Raw genomic sequence first — 18517 nt, 5'->3', positions numbered from 1 at the left:
ATCTTAGCTTCACTAGGCTCGTAGCTCAGCTGGTTAGAGCACCACCTTGACATGGTGGGGGTCGTTGGTTCGAGTCCAATCGAGCCTACCAACGAATTGAGAATGCCCGGTCTCCGGGTGTTCGATGCAGCAAATAACTCAACGCGAACAAGGCGAATACGGTTATGACACCGCGAACGTTGACCGAAACTTTTTCGGAGCGACGCTAGTCGAGGAACCCTTTCGCCCTTTCGCCCTTTCAGTTTGAGTGAAGTATCGAATGCGGCCCCTCGAAAGCGGGGCCGCATTTTTTTTGTCGCGAAATTTTCCCGCGTGATTCTTAAATCGCGTACCTGGTCTGCCGCCCACTGTCGGCATCACGGAGATTGCTATGGTTTCGATACGCTTGCCTGACGGCTCAGTTCGACAATACGAGCATCCGGTGACAGTTGCCGAGGTTGCAGCCTCGATCGGTCCCGGCCTTGCGAAGGCTGCGCTTGGTGGCAAGATCGATGGCGAGCTCGTCGATACGTCGGCCGTGATCGACCGTGACGCGTCGCTCGCGATCATCACGGACAAGGATGCCGACGGCCTCGACATCATCCGTCACTCGACCGCTCACTTGCTCGCGTATGCGGTGAAGGATCTGTATCCGGATGCGCAGGTGACGATCGGCCCGGTGATCGACAACGGGTTCTATTACGACTTCTCGTACAACCGTCCGTTTACGCCCGAAGATCTGGAAAAGATCGAAAAGCGCATGCAGGAGCTCGCGAAGAAGGACGAGCCCGTGACGCGCCGCGTCGTGTCGCGCGACGAGGCGGCGGGCTACTTCCGCAGCATCGGCGAGAAGTACAAGGCCGAGATCATCGAGTCGATTCCGCAAAGCGACGAAATCAAGCTGTACTCGCATGGCGGCTTCACCGACCTGTGCCGCGGCCCGCACGTGCCGTCCACCGGCAAGATGAAGGTCTTCAAGCTGATGAAGGTCGCGGGCGCTTACTGGCGCGGCGATTCGAAGAACGAGCAGTTGCAGCGCATCTACGGTACGGCCTGGACGAAGAAGGAAGACCAGGATCAGTACCTGCACATGCTCGAGGAAGCGGAAAAGCGCGACCACCGCAAGCTCGGCAAGCAGCTCGACCTGTTCCACATGCAGGAAGAGTCGCCGGGCATGGTGTTCTGGCATCCGAAGGGCTGGGCGCTGTGGCAGCAGGTCGAGCAGTACATGCGCCGCCGCGTGAACGAAGCCGGCTACCTCGAGATCAAGACGCCGATGATCATGGACCGCTCGCTGTGGGAAGCGTCGGGCCACTGGCAGAACTACCGCGAGAACATGTTCACGACGGAGTCGGAGAAGCGCGACTACGCGATCAAGCCGATGAACTGCCCGGGCCACGTCCAGGTGTTCAAGCACGGCCTGCGCTCGTACCGCGACCTGCCGCTGCGTTATGCGGAATTCGGTTCGTGCCACCGCAACGAGGCATCGGGCGCGCTGCACGGCCTGATGCGCGTGCGCGGTTTCGTACAGGACGATGCGCACATCTTCTGTACGGAAGACCAGTTCATCTCGGAATCGATCGCGTTCAACACGCTGGCAATGAGCGTGTACAAGGACTTCGGTTTCGATCACATCGACATCAAGCTGTCGCTGCGCCCGGAGCAACGCGCGGGTACGGACGAGACGTGGGATCGCGCCGAGCAGGGCCTGCGCGACGCGCTGACGGCCTGCGGCCTCACGTGGGAAGAGTTGCCGGGTGAGGGCGCGTTCTACGGCCCGAAGATCGAGTACCACATCAAGGATGCGCTCGGCCGTTCGTGGCAGTGCGGCACGCTGCAGCTCGACATGGTGCTGCCGGAGCGCCTCGGCGCCGAGTATGTCGCGGATGACAGCAGCCGTCGCCGTCCGGTGATGCTGCACCGTGCGATCGTCGGTTCGATGGAGCGTTTCCTCGGCATTTTGATCGAGCACCACGCTGGTGCGATGCCGGCCTGGCTCGCGCCGTTCCAGGCAGTTGTGCTCAATATCGCCGAAAGTCAGGCCGAATATGCGCAATCTCTGGCCCAATCGTTGCAAAAACAAGGGGTTAGAGTGGCGGCCGATTTGCGCAATGAGAAGATTAGCTATAAAATACGCGAGCACACGCTGGAAAAGGTGCCTTATCTCCTCGTCGTGGGTGATAAGGAGCGTGATGCGCAAACGGTAGCCGTGCGTGCCCGTGGCGGCGTCGATCTTGGCGTGATGCCGGTCGAAGCCTTCGTTGAGCGTCTGCAGGAAGACCTGCGCTCGTTCAAGTAACCGCCCTGGCAGCGCGGCTCGTTTTTTTAATTTTTAGAGGAAACGTAACATCGCTACTGATAAGTCGTCGCACCGCATCAACGGTGAAATCACTGCGCCGGAAGTGCGTCTGGTCGGGATCGAGAACGAACCGCTCGGTATCGTAAAACTCGCTGATGCTTTCCGTAAATCGGAAGAACTGGATGTTGACCTGGTGGAAATCGCGCCGCAAGCGGTTCCCCCGGTTTGCCGTCTGATGGATTACGGCAAGTTCAAGTACCAGGAATCGAAGAAGCAGCACGAAGCGAAGCTGAAGCAGAAGGTCATCCAGGTCAAGGAAGTCAAGTTCCGCCCGGGTACCGATGACGGTGACTACAACGTCAAGCTCCGCAATCTCGTGCGCTTCCTCGAAGAAGGCGACAAGACGAAGATCACGTTGCGTTTCCGCGGCCGCGAAATGGCTCACCAGGAAATCGGTATGCGGATGCTTGAGCGTCTGCGCACGGATCTCGAGGAAGTCGGCCAGGTCGAGCAGATGCCGAAGATGGAAGGGCGCCAGATGATCATGGTGCTCTCGCCGAAGAAAAAGAAGTAACGGGCCCGCGCGCTTCGCGCGCAGGTTCGCAGTGGTTCGGCGCGTTGCCCGGTCAGGGCGGCGTGCCAGCAATGACGGCGGCTGCGCAAGCGGTTCGCCGTACACAAGTGGACTGGGTTTCGAAGGGCGGGTCAAGGGCGCAAGCCAACCGCACACCCATCGCCATCTAATAAACTGGAGTTGTTCGTCATGCCTAAGATGAAGACCAAGAAGAGTGCTGCAAAGCGCTTCGTGGTGCGTCCGGGCGGTACCGTCAAGCGCGGTCAAGCCTTCAAGCGTCACATCCTGACCAAGAAAACCACGAAGAACAAGCGTCACCTGCGCGGCGCAACGGCAGTTCATGATTCCGATCTGAACTCCGTCCGCGCGATGCTGCCGTTCGCGTAACCCCTAACTGATACTCTAAGGAGAGAAACATGCCTCGAGTCAAACGTGGGGTAACCGCACGGGCCCGCCACAAGAAGATCATCAACCTGGCCAAGGGTTATCGCGGCCGCCGCAATAACGTCTACCGCATCGCCAAGCAGGCGGTGATGCGTGCTGGTCAGTACGCGTACCGCGATCGCCGCAACAAGAAGCGTGTGTTCCGCGCACTGTGGATCACGCGTATCAACGCGGCAGTTCGCCAGCACGACATGACCTACAGCGTGTTCATCAACGGCCTGAAGAAGGCGTCGATCGAACTCGACCGTAAGGTTCTGGCCGACATGGCGGTGTTCGACAAGGCTGCTTTTGCTGCGATCGTCAAGCAGGTGAAAGCCGCCGTTGCAGCCTAATTGCGAAATTAGCACTGCGTGGTTAGTTGCAGCGATGTTCCGGTAGTCTCGGCCGCTGCAGCGAAAACGGGGCTCTTCCGAGCCCCTTTTTTGTTTGGTGGGCGATTTCGCTCGCCAAGACCGAATGACGTTGGAAATGATGGGATCTATGGATCTGGACCAGATTGTCGCCGACGCGCAGCAGTCCTTCGAACAGGCTGCCGACATCACCACGCTCGAAAACGAGAAAGCACGATTTCTCGGCAAGTCGGGTGCGCTGACCGAGTTGCTGAAGGGCCTCGGCAAGCTCGATCCCGAAGCACGCAAGACCGAAGGCGCACGCATCAACGTCGTGAAGCAGCAGGTTGAAGCCGCGCTGACCGCGCGCCGTCAGGCACTGGCCGACGCGCTGCTGAATCAGCGTCTCACTGCCGAAGCGATCGACGTGACGTTGCCGGGCCGTGGCGCCGGTGCAGGCAGCCTGCACCCGGTGATGCGCACGTGGGAGCGTGTCGAACAGATTTTCGGCTCGATCGGCTTCGATGTGGCCGACGGCCCCGAGATCGAGACCGACTGGTACAACTTCACGTCGCTGAACAGCCCGGAGAACCATCCGGCGCGTTCGATGCAGGATACCTTCTACGTCGAAGGCAAGGATGCCGACGGCCGCCAGCTGCTGCTGCGCACACACACGAGCCCGATGCAGGTGCGTTACGCGCGCATGAACCGTCCGCCGATCAAGGTGATCGCGCCGGGCCGCACGTATCGCGTCGACAGCGATGCGACCCACTCGCCGATGTTCAATCAGGTCGAGGGGCTGTGGATCGACGAGAACATCAGCTTCGCCGATCTCAAGGGCGTCTATACCGACTTCCTGAAAAAATTCTTCGAGCGCGACGACATCCTCGTGCGCTTCCGTCCGTCGTATTTCCCGTTCACGGAACCGTCGGCCGAGATCGACATGATGTTCGAGCAAGGCAAGAACGCCGGCAAGTGGCTCGAGATCTCCGGTTCGGGGCAGGTGCATCCGACCGTGATTCGCAACATGGGCCTCGATCCCGAGCGCTATATCGGTTTTGCGTTCGGCAGCGGCCTCGAGCGCTTGACGATGCTGCGCTACGGTGTCCAGGATCTCCGGCTGTTCTTCGAGAACGACCTGCGTTTCCTGCGCCAGTTCGCGTAACGCCGCGCGCCGCGCCGACCTGTGCCCGAGCACGCCCCGATGGACGATCCGACGGGGCCCGGGCGTCGATCTAACCTGTTTCGAACGTAGACATCCATGCAATTCCCTGAATCCTGGTTGAGAACCTTTGTCGACCCGCAGCTGACGACCGACGAACTGTCGCACGCGCTGACGATGGCGGGGCTCGAAGTCGAATCGCTGAGCAAGGCTGCGCCGCCGACGTCGAAGATCGTCGTCGGCCGCGTGCTCGAAGTCGTCAAGCATCCGGATGCGGACAAGCTCAATGTCTGCCAGGTCGACGCCGGCACCGGCGCGACGCTGAATATCGTCTGCGGCGCACCGAACGTCGCGCCCGGCATCAAGGTACCGGTCGCGCTGGTCGGCGCGGAACTGCCGCCGGCAGAAGAGGGCGGCAAGCCGTTCGCGATCAAGCTGTCGAAGCTGCGCGGCGTGGAGAGCCAGGGGATGCTGTGCTCGGCGCGCGAGCTGAAGCTGTCCGAGGATCACAGCGGCCTGCTGGTGCTGCCGGAAGACACGCCGGTTGGCCAGGATATCCGCGAGACGCTCAATCTCGACGACACGATCTTCGAAATCAAGCTGACGCCGAACAAGGCCGACTGCCTGTCCGTATTCGGCATCGCACGCGAGACGGCTGCGATCACCGGTGCGCCGCTGACGCCGGTCGACATCCGCCCGGTGCGCGTCGAGCTCGACGAGACGCTGCCGGTGCGCATTGCCGCCCCCGATCTGTGCGGCCGCTTCTCGGGTCGCGTGATCCGCGGCGTGAACGCGCATGCGAAGACCCCGCAGTGGATGCTCGAACGCCTCGAGCGTTCCGGCCAGCGCAGCGTGTCGGCACTCGTCGACATCTCGAACTACGTGATGTTCGAGCTTGGCCGCCCGTCGCACGTGTTCGATCTCGACAAGATCCACGGCGGCATCGAGGTGCGCTGGGGCAAGCGCGGTGAATCGCTGAAGCTGCTCAACGGCAACACCGTCGAACTCGACGAAACGGTCGGCGTGATTTCGGACGACCGGCACGTCGAAAGCCTGGCCGGCATCATGGGCGGCGACAGCACGGCCGTTACGCTCGATACGACCAACATCTACCTGGAAGCCGCGTTCTGGTGGCCGGACAGCATCCGCGGCCGTGCACGCAAGTACAACTTCTCGACCGATGCGGCCCATCGCTTCGAGCGCGGCGTCGATTACGCGACGACCGTCGAGCACGTCGAGCGCATCACGCAACTGATTCTCGAGATCTGCGGCGGCAAGGCGGGCCCGGTCGACGATCAGGCCGTGAACCTGCCGCAGCGCGCGCCGGTGAAGATGCGCGTGTCGCGCGCGAACCGCATCATCGGCGTGCAGATCAGCGGCGACGAGATCGCCAGCATCTTCACGCGCCTCGGCCTGCCGTTCGAACGTGAAGACGACGCGTTCCTCGTTACGCCGCCGTCGCATCGCTTCGACATCGAGATCGAGGAAGACCTGATCGAGGAAGTGGCGCGTATCTACGGCTTCGAAAAGATTCCGGCGCGTCCGCCGGTCGCGACGAGCGAAATGCGCGCGACCAACGAGACGCGTCGCTCGATCCACGACATCCGTCACGCGCTTGCCGCGCGCGACTACGCGGAAACCGTCAACTTCAGCTTCGTCGATGCGGAGTGGGAGCAGGATTTCGCGGGCAACGACCATCCGATCCGCCTGCTGAACCCGATCGCGAGCCAGCTGTCGGTGATGCGCACGACGCTGTTCGGCAGCCTGATTTCGGTGCTGCGCCACAACCTGAACCGCCGCGCGGATCGCGTGCGCGTGTTCGAGGCTGGCCGCGTGTTCCTTACCGATGCGGCGGCGAAGGCCGGTGAGCTGACGGTCGAGGGCTACGTGCAGCCGAAGCGCGTCGGCGCGCTTGCCTATGGTCCGGCGCTCGACGAGCAGTGGGGCGTGGCGACCCGCGCGGTCGATTTCTTCGACGTGAAGGGCGATCTCGAGGCGCTGCTCGCGCCCGCGGCCGCGCGCTTCGTGAAGGCAGAGCATCCGGCCCTCCATCCGGGCCGCAGCGCGCGCATCGAAGTCGATGGCCGTGCGGTTGGCTGGATCGGCGAACTGCACCCGCGCCTGATGCAGAAGTACGAACTGCCGCACGCGCCCGTGATGTTCGAGGTCGATGCGGACGCGCTGATTGCGCGTGCGCTGCCCGCGCCGACCGACGTGTCGAAATTCCCGCCGGTTCGTCGCGATATCGCCGTTGTCGTCGATCAGGCGGTCGAGGTTCAGGCACTTTTCGACGAAATGAAGAAGGCGCTTGCCGAAGAGGCCTGCCGATTCGTTCAGAAGGTTGTACTCTTCGACGAATTTCGTGCAAAATCAAATACTTCCGGTGGTCTTGCCGCGCACGAGAAGAGCCTTGCCTTCCGCGTGACGCTGCAGGACGCGGCTGGCACGCTACAGGATGAGGTCGTCGATCAGGCGATCCAGACGCTGGTCGAGCGGATGGCTCGTGCCGGTGCGCGCCTGCGCGGCTAAGGAGGAGGTCCGCCCGCTCGCGGGCGGCCTTTTCCGATCGTAAGTTTTGATTTAACGCGCTGTATGGCAGATATGAACGACATGACCTCGAGTGAATTCGAAGCCCTCCTGACGGCGCAACGCAGCGCCATGAACCGCGACGCTTCGGCGCCGGCGTCCACCGAGACGCCCACGCTGACGAAGGCGGAACTGGCGGAGCTGCTGTTCGACAGCGTCGGGCTGAACAAGCGGGAAGCGAAGGACATGGTCGAGGCGTTTTTCGAGGTGATCCGCGACGCGCTCGAAAACGGCGAGAGCGTCAAGCTGTCGGGGTTCGGCAATTTCCAGTTGCGCGACAAGCCGCAGCGTCCGGGCCGCAATCCGAAGACGGGCGAGGCGATTCCGATCGCGGCCCGCCGGGTGGTAACCTTCCACGCGAGCCAGAAGCTGAAGGCGCTGGTCGAAAACGGCGCGGAGTAAGCCCCGCGCGCTGACGTCTCCGCGCGGCCGCCGCGCACCCTTTACCGACGGTTAACCGACGATGACCACTACGGTTGAGAAAGTCGTCTTGCCTCCGATTCCCGCGAAGCGCTACTTCACGATCGGTGAAGTCAGCGAACTGTGCGGGGTCAAGCCTCATGTGCTGCGTTATTGGGAACAGGAATTTACGCAACTGCGGCCGGTGAAGCGGCGTGGCAATCGTCGGTATTACCAGCACCACGAAGTACTGCTGATCCGGCGAATTCGCGAGTTGCTGTACGAGCAGGGATTCACGATCAACGGCGCGCGCAACCGGCTCGATTCGCCGGGCGGCGAGCGGGCCGTCGCAGCACCCGTCGAGCCGGAGGTACCGGCCACCGATGCACGCGCGCCGGGCAAGCCCGGCACGACCGTCGACGTAACGGCATTGCGGCAGGCGCTACTCGACGTGATTGACGGACTCAAGCACGACTGAGCGCGAAGCGCGAAGAATGAAATGAAAAGCCCGGTTGGCAAACTGCCACCGGGCTTTTTTCATGCGTGTCGTGCACGCAGATCAACGCGACGCGAGCGGATTCTTTTTCCCCATGTCGACGACCAGCGTGCCGTCCGGCAGCATTCGCACCGAGCCTTGTGCGACCTGGTTGCGGTAGCCGTACAGGTCGAAACGCATCGGGCCGGCCTCGGCCGAATTCCGGATCAGCGCGCGCACGTTCAGTTCGAGCACGTTGAACATCTTCATGTCGCCGCCTTCCATCCACATGTAGCTCGGCGCATCGATCTGCGGCCGTTGCGGCGCAGGTGCGCCCGCCGCGCGCCGGAACGTGAGGCGCAGCCCGTCACGCTCGACGGTGGCCTGTCCGAGCTTGCCGTTCAGCATGGGCGGCGGAAACACGGTGTACTGGTCGAGCACGAGCGTGTCGCCGCGCAGTTCCGCGCCGCGCCGCTGCAACGGCGTCAGCGAAGCGAGCTCGATACCGAGCGAACGCAGCAGCTTCGCCTGCGGAATGCCGAGCACCGACACCTGTGACGGCTTGAACGCGAGGTGCCGGTCATCGAGCACGGACAACGTGCCCTTCATGTCGGTCGGCAGCCAGACGCCGGGCACGTGGTTCCACAGCTTGATGCCGCCCTGGACGCGCAGGTTCGTGCCGTCCGCGCTCAGTTGCAGGTCGTTGAGCGAGCGCGGCGAGTAGTCGAGCAAATAATTGTTGAAGAGCGCGGACATTGCCTTCCACGACTCGACGACGGTGCCGCCGAGGATGCGGATGTCGTACTGGTTCGGATCGTCGAGATCGACGGGTTCGCCGGGCCGCTTCGAGACGAGTTCCACGTCGAGATCCTCGACGTGAAAGCCGATATCCCCGGACAGGTTGAAGTCGACGTTGCGCAAGTGGATCGTCGGGTTGCGGTTCGACACGTGCCGTTCGTTGAACGGCGTGGTCGACGTGCGCCGCATCGCGACCTTCTGCATGCCGGGTTGAGCGGTGTTCGCCGCGAGTGCGTAGGCTTCCCAGTGCTGGCGTATGTCGCGCAGCGTATTCTGCTGCGCGGCGAGGAAGCTGTCGTTCAGGCGCGCGGCCGCGTTGCCGAGCAGCGCGCCACTGGCCGGGCCTGTGTACGACGGCATCCGGATCGCCATCGCACCGTTTTCGTCGAAATTGAAGTAGCCGGCCGACACCTGGTCGCGATAGTGATACAGGTCGAACACGAAAGTCTGGTCGCGCTTCGTGGAATCGACCGGGCCGATCAGGATGTCCGCGTTCATCGGCATCGAGCGCATGAACTTCACATCGCCGCCGCGAATGACCATCGCTTGCTGCGGCGCGTTCGCGGGCATCGCAAAGCCGGCATGCGTGCCGTCGTCGAGCTTCAGGTCGAGGCCGGCCGGCGTGACCCGCAGCGCGGTGATCGTGAGCTTCAGGCGCGGCGGCGGCATCAGCTTGTCGACCGCCATCACGAGATCGTCGCCGGCGAGTTGCGCGATCGGCGTCTGGACTTTCAGCAGGTCGGCCATCTTCACGTTGGCCGCGCGCATCACCGGCTGCGCGTTGATGCCCGACACGCGCACACCGGTCGGATGGAACACGAGCTGGCTGCCGTCACGGATCGCGAGCGTGCCCGTCAGCGAGAACGGCACCCAGCCGTCGCGCTGCATCTCGCCTTGCAGGTGAATCACGCCGTCGCCGGCCGACACGGCGAGCTTGCGCAGCGGCGCGTTGCGATAGCCGAAGATGTAGGTGTTGAAGAGGGCGGTCAGCTTCGCGTCGTCGAGCGTGACCGTGCCTTCATGCACGTCGATCTCGAAACTCGTCGGATCGTCGAACACGATCGGCGCGCCGGCCTGCGTCGGTACGAGCGTCGCCGACAACTGATGGATGAAGAAGCCGAGGTTGTTGACGATGCGGAAATCGACGTCGCGCAGGAACGTCATCGCGCCGTTCTGGCCCGAGTCGCGCAGCGTGAACGGGCGCGGTTGCGTGAGGCTGATCGATGCGAGCGACGGCACGGTGCGTGCGACCTGCTGCTCTCGGGCGAGGCGTTCGGCCTTGGTGCGTTCGATCTTCGTCGACGCGACCGACGTGTTGCCGTCACGCTGCGCGGACGATTCCGCACAGCCGGCACACAGCAGCGCGAGCGCCAGCGCGCCGCAGCCGAACACGCGGGATGTCCTGGGCGAGATGGGGCGGGCCACGCGTGGCGGGCCGGAAATCCAGTCGAAAATTGCCAAAGGCGAGCGATGGCCGCGCCGGACCGCATTCCGCATCGTCTGTCTCCATGTCTTGTCGTGATCGACGGCGGCGCGCGCCACTGCGCGGCGCGAGCGTCGATGCCGTGCAGTGTGGCATAGCGAGCTAGAGCGTCGTTACCAAACAACGGGCGCCCGGGCAGCGCGGATCGGCGGGCTGCGGGACAACGGATTCGGGGCGGCCGGGCGGCCGGATCAAACGGTCGTTTGGTTTGCGCGGCGCGTCGTCGGCGGATGTGGCTGCGTCCGGGCAAACCCGCTCCAGCCTTGGCCGGTGCGGGTTTCGCCGGATGCGACGGGCAGCGTCCGCGGTGGTTGAGGCGCGGATGCGATCCGGCCCCGTCGCGGCAGCCCGCGGGTCGGTCAGACCAGCATGTGCTGCCGGATTGCGTTCAGCGTTGCCTGGTCGAGTTGCAGGCCGTTCGCGATATACGACGTCATCGAGCCGTACGACGCGGTGACCTGATCGAATGCCGCCTGCAGATAGTCGGTGTGAGCGCCTTGCAGCGCGGTCATCATGTCTGCCGCATTTTGCCCGCCGGCTTTTTGCGCCTGGGCGACCGAGGCGGCGATTTCCGATGCGCTATAGGTGTTGGTCAGCAGATAGTCGGCGAGTATCGTCTGCCCGGAGATGCCGAGGATCGTGTGCAGGATGGCGGTCGCCCAGCCCGTGCGATCCTTGCCTGCCGTGCAGTGGAACACCAGGTTTTCGCCGGAGGCAGCGAAGCCGGTGAAGAGCGCGTGATAGCTGGCATGCGCGGTGTCCGACGTGACGAACGCGCGGTACATGCTCAACATGAATGCCGTCGCGGTGGCGCCGGTGGTCGGGATCGGCCCGATACTGGCGGCCCCGAGCACGTTGAGGTTTTGCCAGGTGGCGCCGGCCAGCGGCACATCCGGTTGCGTCTTGATCTCGGCGGGCGTGCGCAGGTCGCAGACCTGCCTGATGCCGAGCGTGCCGACGGTGGCGGCGTCGGCGGCGGACAACGCGAGCGCGGATGACCGATAGATCACGCCTTTCTTCATCTTCGCGCCGCTCGTCGTCACGTAGCCGGTTCCGTCCGGCCCGGCCGTGTCGCGAAAATTCGATACCGAACTCAGCCGCGGCGTCGTGACCGGCGCGACCGCAATCGAGTCGCCTCCGCATGCCGACAGCAGCGACGTGCTCCCCAGCACGACGCCTATCGTGCCGGCGCCCAGCCGGAGAAAATGTCGACGGGAAATTTCGTTTTTCTGATGCATTCAATGCCCTTTGTCGCAGATGGTTACAAGAGATCGCGACTGCGGTGGTGACCGGAGCCGCCTCCTGTATCGCGCGCGACGCGGCAAAGCCGGGGCGGGCCGGATCGATCGGCATGCAGTCGGACGGGTCGCCCGTACGCATCGATCTCGCGCCGGGTAATCGCACGGTAGCGATTTGCGGCGAAGCGGCCATCGTCCCTTTCGATTAGGGCGGCGTGCGGGTTGCCGGTGTCGGCTGCGCGTTGTCGACAGGTAGGATCGGTGGCAGCGGCGGGGTAAGATCGTCATACAAAGGCTGTATCGACCAAAGCACGGTAGCCATCACGGGGAAACGTCATGGATCTCAAGGAAGTCGACGTATTGGGTGCGGGCGTGGGCGATCACTGGTACTACGCGTCGAAGGCGAGTGCGATCCGTCGATTCCTGGGTGCGCCGGGTGCGAAGCGGATACTCGATGTCGGTGCAGGCTCCGGCTTCTTCTCGAAGCACTTGCTGGAGCGTACGCAGGCGATGGAAGCATGGTGTGTCGATACGAGCTACGCCGACGATACCGACGGCGAAGCGTCCGGCAAGCCCATCCACTTTCGGCGATCCGTTGATCGATTCGACGCCGATCTCGTGTTGCTGATGGACGTGCTTGAACACGTCGACGACGATGTCGGTCTGCTGATGCAGTACGTAAAGGGCGCGCCTTCGGGCAGCCGGTTCCTGATCACGGTTCCCGCGTTCCAGTTCCTCTGGAGCGGCCATGACGATTTTCTCGAGCACAAGCGCCGCTATACGCTCGGCGGTCTCGAGGACGTGGTGCGTCGCGCGGGGCTCGACGTCGAGCACGGTGCCTATTATTTCGGCCTCACGTTTCCGCTCGCGGCAGCATTGCGGCTGGGCGAGCGTGCGCGCCGGCATTCGCGCGAGCCGGCGTCACAATTGCGCCGTCACCATCCGTTCGTCAACGGCCTGCTCAAGACGATCTGCCGCATCGAGTTGCCGATGTTTCGTTTCAATCGCGTCGCCGGGCTGACGGTCATCTGTGTCGCACGCAAGCGGTGAATGCGATGTGATGCGAGGCCGTGTGGCCGGTGCGCAGGGCGCCATGGCATGCGCGTCGTTGCGTGCATCGGTACCGTCACGCCAAAAAATTTCACAAGAATGGCCACAAAATGCATGCGACCCGTTCTAAATCGGATGACTGTCTGTTATAATTTTTTTCTTTCGGGGCGTAGCGCAGCCTGGTAGCGTACCTGCATGGGGTGCAGGTGGTCGGAGGTTCAAATCCTCTCGCCCCGACCAGATAAAGAACCCGCGTCAGCTCAGGCTGACGCGGGTTTTTTCTTGCCGGTCGCTTTTTTGCACATCGCGGCGCGGCCCCGGTAAAATCCAAGGTTGATCCACGGAAAGCGCCGTGATTTAGCGGAAGAGGATTCCCCGAACATGACTGATCTTCGTCTTACCATGCGGTTCGCTGCAGTGCTCGCCACCGGCGCGCTCGTCGCCGGTTGCGGTACGTCGTCGCCCACGAAAGTGGACTACAAGAGCGATTCGAAATCGAAGGAAGCGTCGCTCGCAGTGCCGCCCAACATGCTCGACGAGACGGCCGATCAGCGTTCGCTGCCGCCCCAGGGCGGCGCGACTTCCCTGTCCGCGCTTCAGCAGGTCCAGCAGGCGGCGCCTGCGCTGGACACCGTTGCTCCGGCCGTGGCAGGCATGCATATCCAGCGCGACGGCACCGAGAGCTGGCTCGTGATCGACGGCAAGCAACCGGCCGACGTCTGGCCGCAGGTTCGCCGCTTCTGGCAGGAGCAGGGCTTCCTGCTCGTCGTCGACCAGCGCGACAAGGGCGTGATGGAAACCGACTGGAACGAAACCCATCCGCAGATCAACGACGGCCTGATCCGCAGCGTGATCTCGAAGGCGATGGGCAACTCGTACGTGACGGCCGAGCGCAACAAGTACCGTACGCGTCTCGATTCGGCGCCGAATGGCGGCACTTACGTGTTCATTAGCCAGAAGGGGATGCGTGAAGCAATCACGGGCTCGAACAACGATTCGAGCAAGTGGGAACCGAAGCCGAACGATCCGGCGCTCGAGACCGAATACCTGAAGCGGTTGATGGCCGTGCTCGCGCAGAACGAGCAGCGCGCGAAGAACGGCGAGCCGCCGATCGCGAACATCAAGGACAACACGGTACCGAAGGAAAAGGACAAGAAGGCCGACGCCGACGCATCGTCGAAGGCTGCTGCTGCGATTGCCGCGCAAAACGTCTCCCGCACGTCGGCACAAGGCAACGATACGGCCGACGCCGCCGTGCCGTCGGAAGTCACGCTCGGCGAGGCGTACGACCGGTCGTGGCTGCATGTCGGTCTCGCGCTCGATCGTGCGAACTTCACGGTCGACGATCGTGATCGTACGAAGGGCCTGTATTTCGTGCGCTATGTCGACCCGAAGGATCTGAGTTCGGCCGAGCAAGGCTTCTGGAGTCAGCTGTTCCACGGCAAGAAGGAAAAGCAGGCGAAGCAATACCGCGTCAACGTGAAGGCGCTCACGGCCGACCAGACGCGCGTGTCGGTCGTCGACGATTCGGGGGCGGTCGACACGTCGTCGCCGGCTCGCCAGATCATGGGGCTGCTCGTGAATCAGCTCCGCTGATTTCGACGTTTCTCCGCATCAACGAAAAGCCCGCCACATGGCGGGCTTTTTTCATGGCCGCTCGCCGGCGCGTACGGGTGCGGGAGGTTCGGTCCCTCCTCGTGACGTTACGTAACATCAGCGCGTTACGGCGGCAGAACACATGCCGCATTGTCGCCGACTTAAAAATTTTCCTTATAAATCAACAGGGTGATCGGCCGCTATCGGCTGGCACGCAACCTGCTTTATAGGTTGGAATCGTTGAAACAGGGAGGACGGCGTCAGATACCGGGGGTGCGCCGCGAGCGCCCGATCAACGGAATCGACGTCTTCGAATGCCGGCGCGACAAGCGTCGGCGCAACAGATGACGATCCGCGCCAGCGTGCGGATCTCGATGGCCCCGTCGCCTATCCTCGTAGGGCGACGGTTTCGCCCGCGCTTCTCTGAAGCGCGGGCTATTTTTTTGGGGGCCGTCGAGCGGTGCCGTGCCGACGCAGCCGACACGCGATTCGCGTATTCTCGGACTTTTCCAGATGAAAGGGGGCGGGAATGGCCGAAATTGCAGTCGTGGCGCTGATCGTGGCGAAGCCGGGCGCCGAGGAGAAGTTGCGTGCCCAGCTCGAAGGGATCGTCGAGCCGACCCGCAACGAAGCCGGTGCGTTGCAGTACGACCTGCATCGGGACCTGAAGGAGCCCGCGCGGTTCGTATTCGTCGAGCGCTGGGAAAGCGAGGAGGCGTTGGCTGCACATGCGCGTTCCGCGCACATTCTCGCTTATCGGGAAGCGGCCGCGAACTGGATCGAGCGTTCCGAAATTCGCGTGCTGTCGAAGCTCGTCTGAGCCGGGTGAGGCGACCGGACGCGTCCGGTCGCGGGGTGCGTCAGTGCGACGTGTTGGGTACGTCGAGGATCAGGATGATCGTCCAGTCGGCGTCGCCGTCGTGATGATACTGTCGCTCGGCCACGATGAACGGCGCCTGCTTGCCTTGCGGGCCAAGGAAGAGCACGTCGCCCTCCATCGGCAGACACTCGATCGGCGGCAGCGCGAGGAACGCGTCGGCCGAGCCGCGGGGCATCAGTTGCTTGATCTGGCGAGTGGCGGCTTCGGTCCACTCGATGTCGAGTTGAATGTTGCTCATGCTGTCCTCCGCACCGGGGTGCGCACGGGTGGAAAAATTCGGTGCGCGACTTTAGCACAGCGCACGGGCACCGCAACCAAAAAAGCCGAACCCGGTTGCCCGGATTCGGCTTTTCGCTTGTGCGGTGCCGCCGAACTTACTGGCTGGCAGCGTCTGCGGCCTTGGCAGCTTTCTTGCCGGCCTTCTTCGCGGCAGCCTTGTGGTGAGCAGCCTTCTTGCCGTGGTGATGCTCTTCCTGCATCGCCGGCTGTGCGGCTTCAGCCGCTTGCTGCTGCTGCAGCGCCTGCGCGCGCTGCTCGATCTCGGAGATCTTGGCCGGATCGGTAATCGTCTTGATTTCCGTGCTCTCTTGCGCATACGCTGCGCCAGTCAGCGCCGACATCGCTACCAGGATAGCCAGGGACGTCTTCTTCATTGCTTTACCTCCGCTAAGTGGTGATGAACCCGAGTGTTGCCGTTTTGTCTGGCGACTGCAATCGAGTGCGTGTCGAGTGTAACAAAAGTGACGGATCAATGTGCATCGGATCGTGGCGCGACGCAAGGCCCCGTTGAAGTCGCGCAACACTTCGCACACTTCGTCACGCGCCTGCCATCGTCGCCGCGGCAGTCATTTCCACTCCGGTTTTCGCCGCCGCGGTCAGAACCACCCGAGCCATCGATAGACATGGAACTGCGCGATGCCGGCCAGTTCGTGCAGCGCCTGTTCGGCGTTGGCCACATTGCGCCAGTGCGGCAGCCAGCCCGTTTGCGCGCGCCGGCGATTCGCATAAACGGGCTGCGGATCGATCCCGAAACGGCGGAAATCGAGCAATGCGCGGCGCATCTGGTATGACGAAGTGACGAGAATGCGTGCGTCGTCATACTGTGAGCGTAGTATAGGCGCAGTGAATTTCGCATTTTCGTAGGTCGTGCGGCTATCCGGTTCCAGAACGAGGTCCGCGGGAGCGATACCTTCCGCGACGAGTTGGCGCCCGTAGACGGCCGCTTCGGTTTCGCCGTGATGCTGCGGGTCACCACCCGACATCACCACGGTGCAGCGCTCGGCCTGCTGCCGGCAAGTACGGTAGAGCGCCGCGACCTTGTGGATGCGGGCGGCTCCGTCAGGTGGAGGCCGCAGCCCGGTGTCGGTGCGCCGCGTGCCGGCACCGATGAGAATCAGTGTGGTCCGCCCGTGCATGTCCGGGTGCTCGACGGGTACGACGCCCGCCTCGGTCCAGGCGATCAGCGGCGCGGCGAGCCAGCCTGTGGCGAGCAGCCAGAACAGCGCAACGGCGGCGATCGAGATGATTCGCCGCCGCTTGCGGCAGAGCATGAAACAGATGAAGAGAAGTACAAATGAATCGAACAGAATCAATTTGATTGGGGTATGGTGTCTTTTTATGGACGGCTGACGATCCGGCCCTGACGCGACGCCGAACGTCGGCCTCCAGAATCGGTGGCGGTATCGGCGGGCGGAGACCCCGCCCGGCGCACCGCTTCGCATTGTCGCTGCACTTTAAGAAAGAATCGAGATGGCCACGTATTCCAACGAAGCGGTGCTCGACGCATTGAGACGAGTGCAGTACCGCCAGGTACCGTGGGCGCGCCGCCCAGGCGTGTTCGAGTATCTCCGTTCGCTCGGGCTGATGGACACGGTCAGGCAGAAAACCGTTGCTCCCGCGCCGGGCTTCCATGCACCGGTCGACATTGCCGTGCTGACCGAAAACGGTCGAGCCGAATTCTCGCGCCTCGAGCGCGACGAGAAATTACTTTCCTGGACCGATCGCCGCATGGCCGACTACGCATTGAGCGAAGCGAGTGCCGTGGCGATTCTCGAAAGCCGCCTGTAGCGGCCGATCATCCCGCCGCGGGCATCGCCATGCGGCCGGCGATGCCCCAAAAAAAAGCCCGTATCGCGAGGATACGGGCGTACCGGATACTTTTGCTGTTGCCACGCTGTGCTCATGGCAACGTTGTGACTCGTCGCATGCAGCGCAGTTCCCGGCAGCGGGCATTTTCTTTGGCGAAATCCTGAAATTGGCAGGACTACGGATGACGCGGCACGTCCGACGGCTGCGAGCCGATGCGCGCTCGCGCATTGCTTGCGATGTCGCCGCGAAGGTCGCCGCGCGGGACGGTCTGCCGGCTGGACGGGTTGGCGGACGGTGGCTGGCGGAGGCTGTTCCGGTGATCCTGCTGGCGATGGGGTGGCTTCGTGCGATCGTCGGCGTGGGCTGGAGCGGACAACGCCAGGGAAATGACAATGCCGCATGCGACGAGCAGTGACATTGGTTTCATGGCGGGGCTCCCTTCAAGCCGTCGACGCGGCCTGTTGATATGTCGCTAAGGTAAGCGTGGGAGTGCAGGCTTGCTGTAAATATTGGTAAATAGTTGTATCGCGGTACGACAGCGGTAATCGACGGCAACGCAGGCGTCGCGAGCAGGTCGCGTCGCAAAAAGAAACCGGGCGGCCGAAGCCGCCCGATCGAGCATTCGTTACGCCATCTTGACGGGCGCGCGCCAGGACTCCGGATTGGTCCAGAAGGCGCCGCGCAGCCGGTCGCGGCTCGGTGGTGCGGGCGGCTTCGCAGCGCTTGCGCCGATGCGCCCGCGCAGGGAAATCTGCCGGCCGCTCGTGCCGAGTCGTTTCACGATTTCGGCGAGCGTGCCGTCCGCCTGCCATTCGTCGAAGCGACGGCGGCAAGTCGGCGGCGACGGATAGCGGCCCGGCAGCTTCGACCAGCCTTCACCCGTCGACAGCACCCACAGCACGGCGTTCACCACCGAGCGGGCTTCCACGCGGGGGCGGCCGCGCCGCTCACTCCGTGCGGGTTCCGAGCAAAACAGACCCTCGACCAGCGCCCACTCGTTATCTCTCAAATCGTCGAACAGCATCATGTCCTCACCTCAGCGAAGCTAACTCCGGTGCGCTGCCCTGCGCCGCGCACTCTTCAAGCACTCGATCGTCGAGTGCCGGGTGGGGGCGTCCGGTTGGCCGGCAGCGGCGT

The 18517-nt window shown here is 63.1% G+C and carries 18 protein-coding genes, 2 tRNA genes and 1 pseudogene; 14 read left to right on the top strand and 7 right to left on the bottom strand.

Annotation, left to right across the window (positions count from 1 at the left end):
- The first annotated feature begins 14 nt into the window (after positions 1 to 14).
- The 9 genes from BCO18175_RS07735 (at position 15) to BCO18175_RS07695 (ending at position 8250) form a co-directional block, all read left to right on the top strand.
- A tRNA-Val gene (locus tag BCO18175_RS07735) sits at positions 15 to 91 on the top strand.
- A gap of 279 nt (positions 92 to 370) precedes the next feature.
- Complete coding sequence (thrS, locus tag BCO18175_RS07730) at positions 371 to 2278, top strand: threonine--tRNA ligase (protein WP_174980094.1); 1908 nt, start codon at positions 371 to 373, stop codon at positions 2276 to 2278.
- Positions 2279 to 2327: 49 nt separating this feature from the next.
- Complete coding sequence (infC, locus tag BCO18175_RS07725; RefSeq protein ID WP_071734130.1) at positions 2328 to 2852, top strand: translation initiation factor IF-3; 525 nt, start codon at positions 2328 to 2330, stop codon at positions 2850 to 2852.
- A gap of 189 nt (positions 2853 to 3041) precedes the next feature.
- Positions 3042 to 3239 (top strand): 50S ribosomal protein L35, encoded by a 198-nt coding sequence (rpmI, locus tag BCO18175_RS07720; RefSeq protein ID WP_004191477.1) that lies wholly within the window; start codon positions 3042 to 3044, stop codon positions 3237 to 3239.
- Positions 3240 to 3268: 29 nt separating this feature from the next.
- Positions 3269 to 3628 (top strand): 50S ribosomal protein L20, encoded by a 360-nt coding sequence (gene rplT, locus BCO18175_RS07715; RefSeq protein ID WP_004192938.1) that lies wholly within the window; start codon positions 3269 to 3271, stop codon positions 3626 to 3628.
- A 148-nt stretch (positions 3629 to 3776) separates the two neighbouring features.
- On the top strand, positions 3777 to 4790 hold the full coding sequence (gene pheS / locus BCO18175_RS07710) for a phenylalanine--tRNA ligase subunit alpha (RefSeq protein WP_041492813.1): 1014 nt from the start codon (positions 3777 to 3779) through the stop codon (positions 4788 to 4790).
- Positions 4791 to 4886: 96 nt separating this feature from the next.
- Positions 4887 to 7316 (top strand): phenylalanine--tRNA ligase subunit beta, encoded by a 2430-nt coding sequence (gene pheT / locus BCO18175_RS07705; protein ID WP_174980093.1) that lies wholly within the window; start codon positions 4887 to 4889, stop codon positions 7314 to 7316.
- A 72-nt stretch (positions 7317 to 7388) separates the two neighbouring features.
- Positions 7389 to 7775, top strand: a complete 387-nt coding sequence (locus BCO18175_RS07700) for an integration host factor subunit alpha (RefSeq protein WP_006486093.1) — start codon at positions 7389 to 7391, stop codon at positions 7773 to 7775.
- Positions 7776 to 7836: 61 nt separating this feature from the next.
- The gene (locus tag BCO18175_RS07695; protein ID WP_174980092.1) at positions 7837 to 8250 is read left to right on the top strand and encodes a MerR family transcriptional regulator; all 414 of its coding nucleotides are present in this window, start codon (positions 7837 to 7839) and stop codon (positions 8248 to 8250) included.
- Positions 8251 to 8331: 81 nt separating this feature from the next.
- Here the strand turns inward: BCO18175_RS07695 and BCO18175_RS07690 are convergent, their stop codons facing one another.
- Entirely contained in the window at positions 8332 to 10542 is a 2211-nt protein-coding gene (locus BCO18175_RS07690; RefSeq protein WP_174980091.1) for a hypothetical protein, read from the bottom strand.
- Positions 10543 to 10887: 345 nt separating this feature from the next.
- Entirely contained in the window at positions 10888 to 11700 is an 813-nt protein-coding gene (locus BCO18175_RS07685; RefSeq protein WP_254607984.1) for a tyrosine-protein phosphatase, read from the bottom strand.
- A 402-nt stretch (positions 11701 to 12102) separates the two neighbouring features.
- Between BCO18175_RS07685 and BCO18175_RS07680 the strand changes: the two genes are divergently transcribed.
- From BCO18175_RS07680 to BCO18175_RS07665, 4 genes are all read left to right on the top strand, one after another.
- Positions 12103 to 12816 (top strand): class I SAM-dependent methyltransferase, encoded by a 714-nt coding sequence (locus tag BCO18175_RS07680; RefSeq protein WP_174912673.1) that lies wholly within the window; start codon positions 12103 to 12105, stop codon positions 12814 to 12816.
- 163 nt (positions 12817 to 12979) lie between these two features.
- Positions 12980 to 13056 (top strand) — tRNA-Pro (locus tag BCO18175_RS07675).
- A gap of 141 nt (positions 13057 to 13197) precedes the next feature.
- Positions 13198 to 14412, top strand: a complete 1215-nt coding sequence (bamC, locus tag BCO18175_RS07670) for an outer membrane protein assembly factor BamC (protein ID WP_174980089.1) — start codon at positions 13198 to 13200, stop codon at positions 14410 to 14412.
- A 529-nt stretch (positions 14413 to 14941) separates the two neighbouring features.
- On the top strand, positions 14942 to 15232 hold the full coding sequence (locus tag BCO18175_RS07665) for a putative quinol monooxygenase (protein WP_174912666.1): 291 nt from the start codon (positions 14942 to 14944) through the stop codon (positions 15230 to 15232).
- Between the two features lie 40 nt (positions 15233 to 15272).
- Here the strand turns inward: BCO18175_RS07665 and BCO18175_RS07660 are convergent, their stop codons facing one another.
- From BCO18175_RS07660 to BCO18175_RS07650, 3 genes are all read right to left on the bottom strand, one after another.
- The gene (locus BCO18175_RS07660) at positions 15273 to 15530 is read right to left on the bottom strand and encodes a DNA-binding protein (protein ID WP_122945157.1); all 258 of its coding nucleotides are present in this window, start codon (positions 15528 to 15530) and stop codon (positions 15273 to 15275) included.
- A 136-nt stretch (positions 15531 to 15666) separates the two neighbouring features.
- Complete coding sequence (locus BCO18175_RS07655; RefSeq protein WP_011351789.1) at positions 15667 to 15945, bottom strand: hypothetical protein; 279 nt, start codon at positions 15943 to 15945, stop codon at positions 15667 to 15669.
- Positions 15946 to 16167: 222 nt separating this feature from the next.
- A complete protein-coding gene (locus BCO18175_RS07650) occupies positions 16168 to 16884 on the bottom strand; it encodes a YdcF family protein (protein ID WP_174980088.1) in 717 nt (238 codons plus the stop codon).
- A 157-nt stretch (positions 16885 to 17041) separates the two neighbouring features.
- Here BCO18175_RS07650 and BCO18175_RS07645 point away from each other — a divergent pair, with 157 nt between their 5' ends.
- Positions 17042 to 17359, top strand: coding sequence for a hypothetical protein (locus BCO18175_RS07645; RefSeq protein ID WP_174980087.1), 318 nt, complete (start codon positions 17042 to 17044; stop codon positions 17357 to 17359).
- A gap of 196 nt (positions 17360 to 17555) precedes the next feature.
- On the opposite strand, the gene BCO18175_RS40480 is transcribed toward BCO18175_RS07645, so the two are convergent.
- Both BCO18175_RS40480 and BCO18175_RS07635 read right to left on the bottom strand, forming a co-directional pair.
- Positions 17556 to 17807, bottom strand: a complete 252-nt coding sequence (locus BCO18175_RS40480; protein ID WP_174969227.1) for a hypothetical protein — start codon at positions 17805 to 17807, stop codon at positions 17556 to 17558.
- Between the two features lie 201 nt (positions 17808 to 18008).
- Positions 18009 to 18404: pseudogene (locus tag BCO18175_RS07635) on the bottom strand (transposase); the annotation flags it as partial.
- Between the last annotated feature and the right edge of the window lie 113 nt (positions 18405 to 18517).

This window comes from Burkholderia lata (assembly GCF_902499335.1).
Lineage (GTDB): Bacteria > Pseudomonadota > Gammaproteobacteria > Burkholderiales > Burkholderiaceae > Burkholderia > Burkholderia lata_B.
This window is presented reverse-complemented; position numbering and strand designations above follow the sequence as displayed.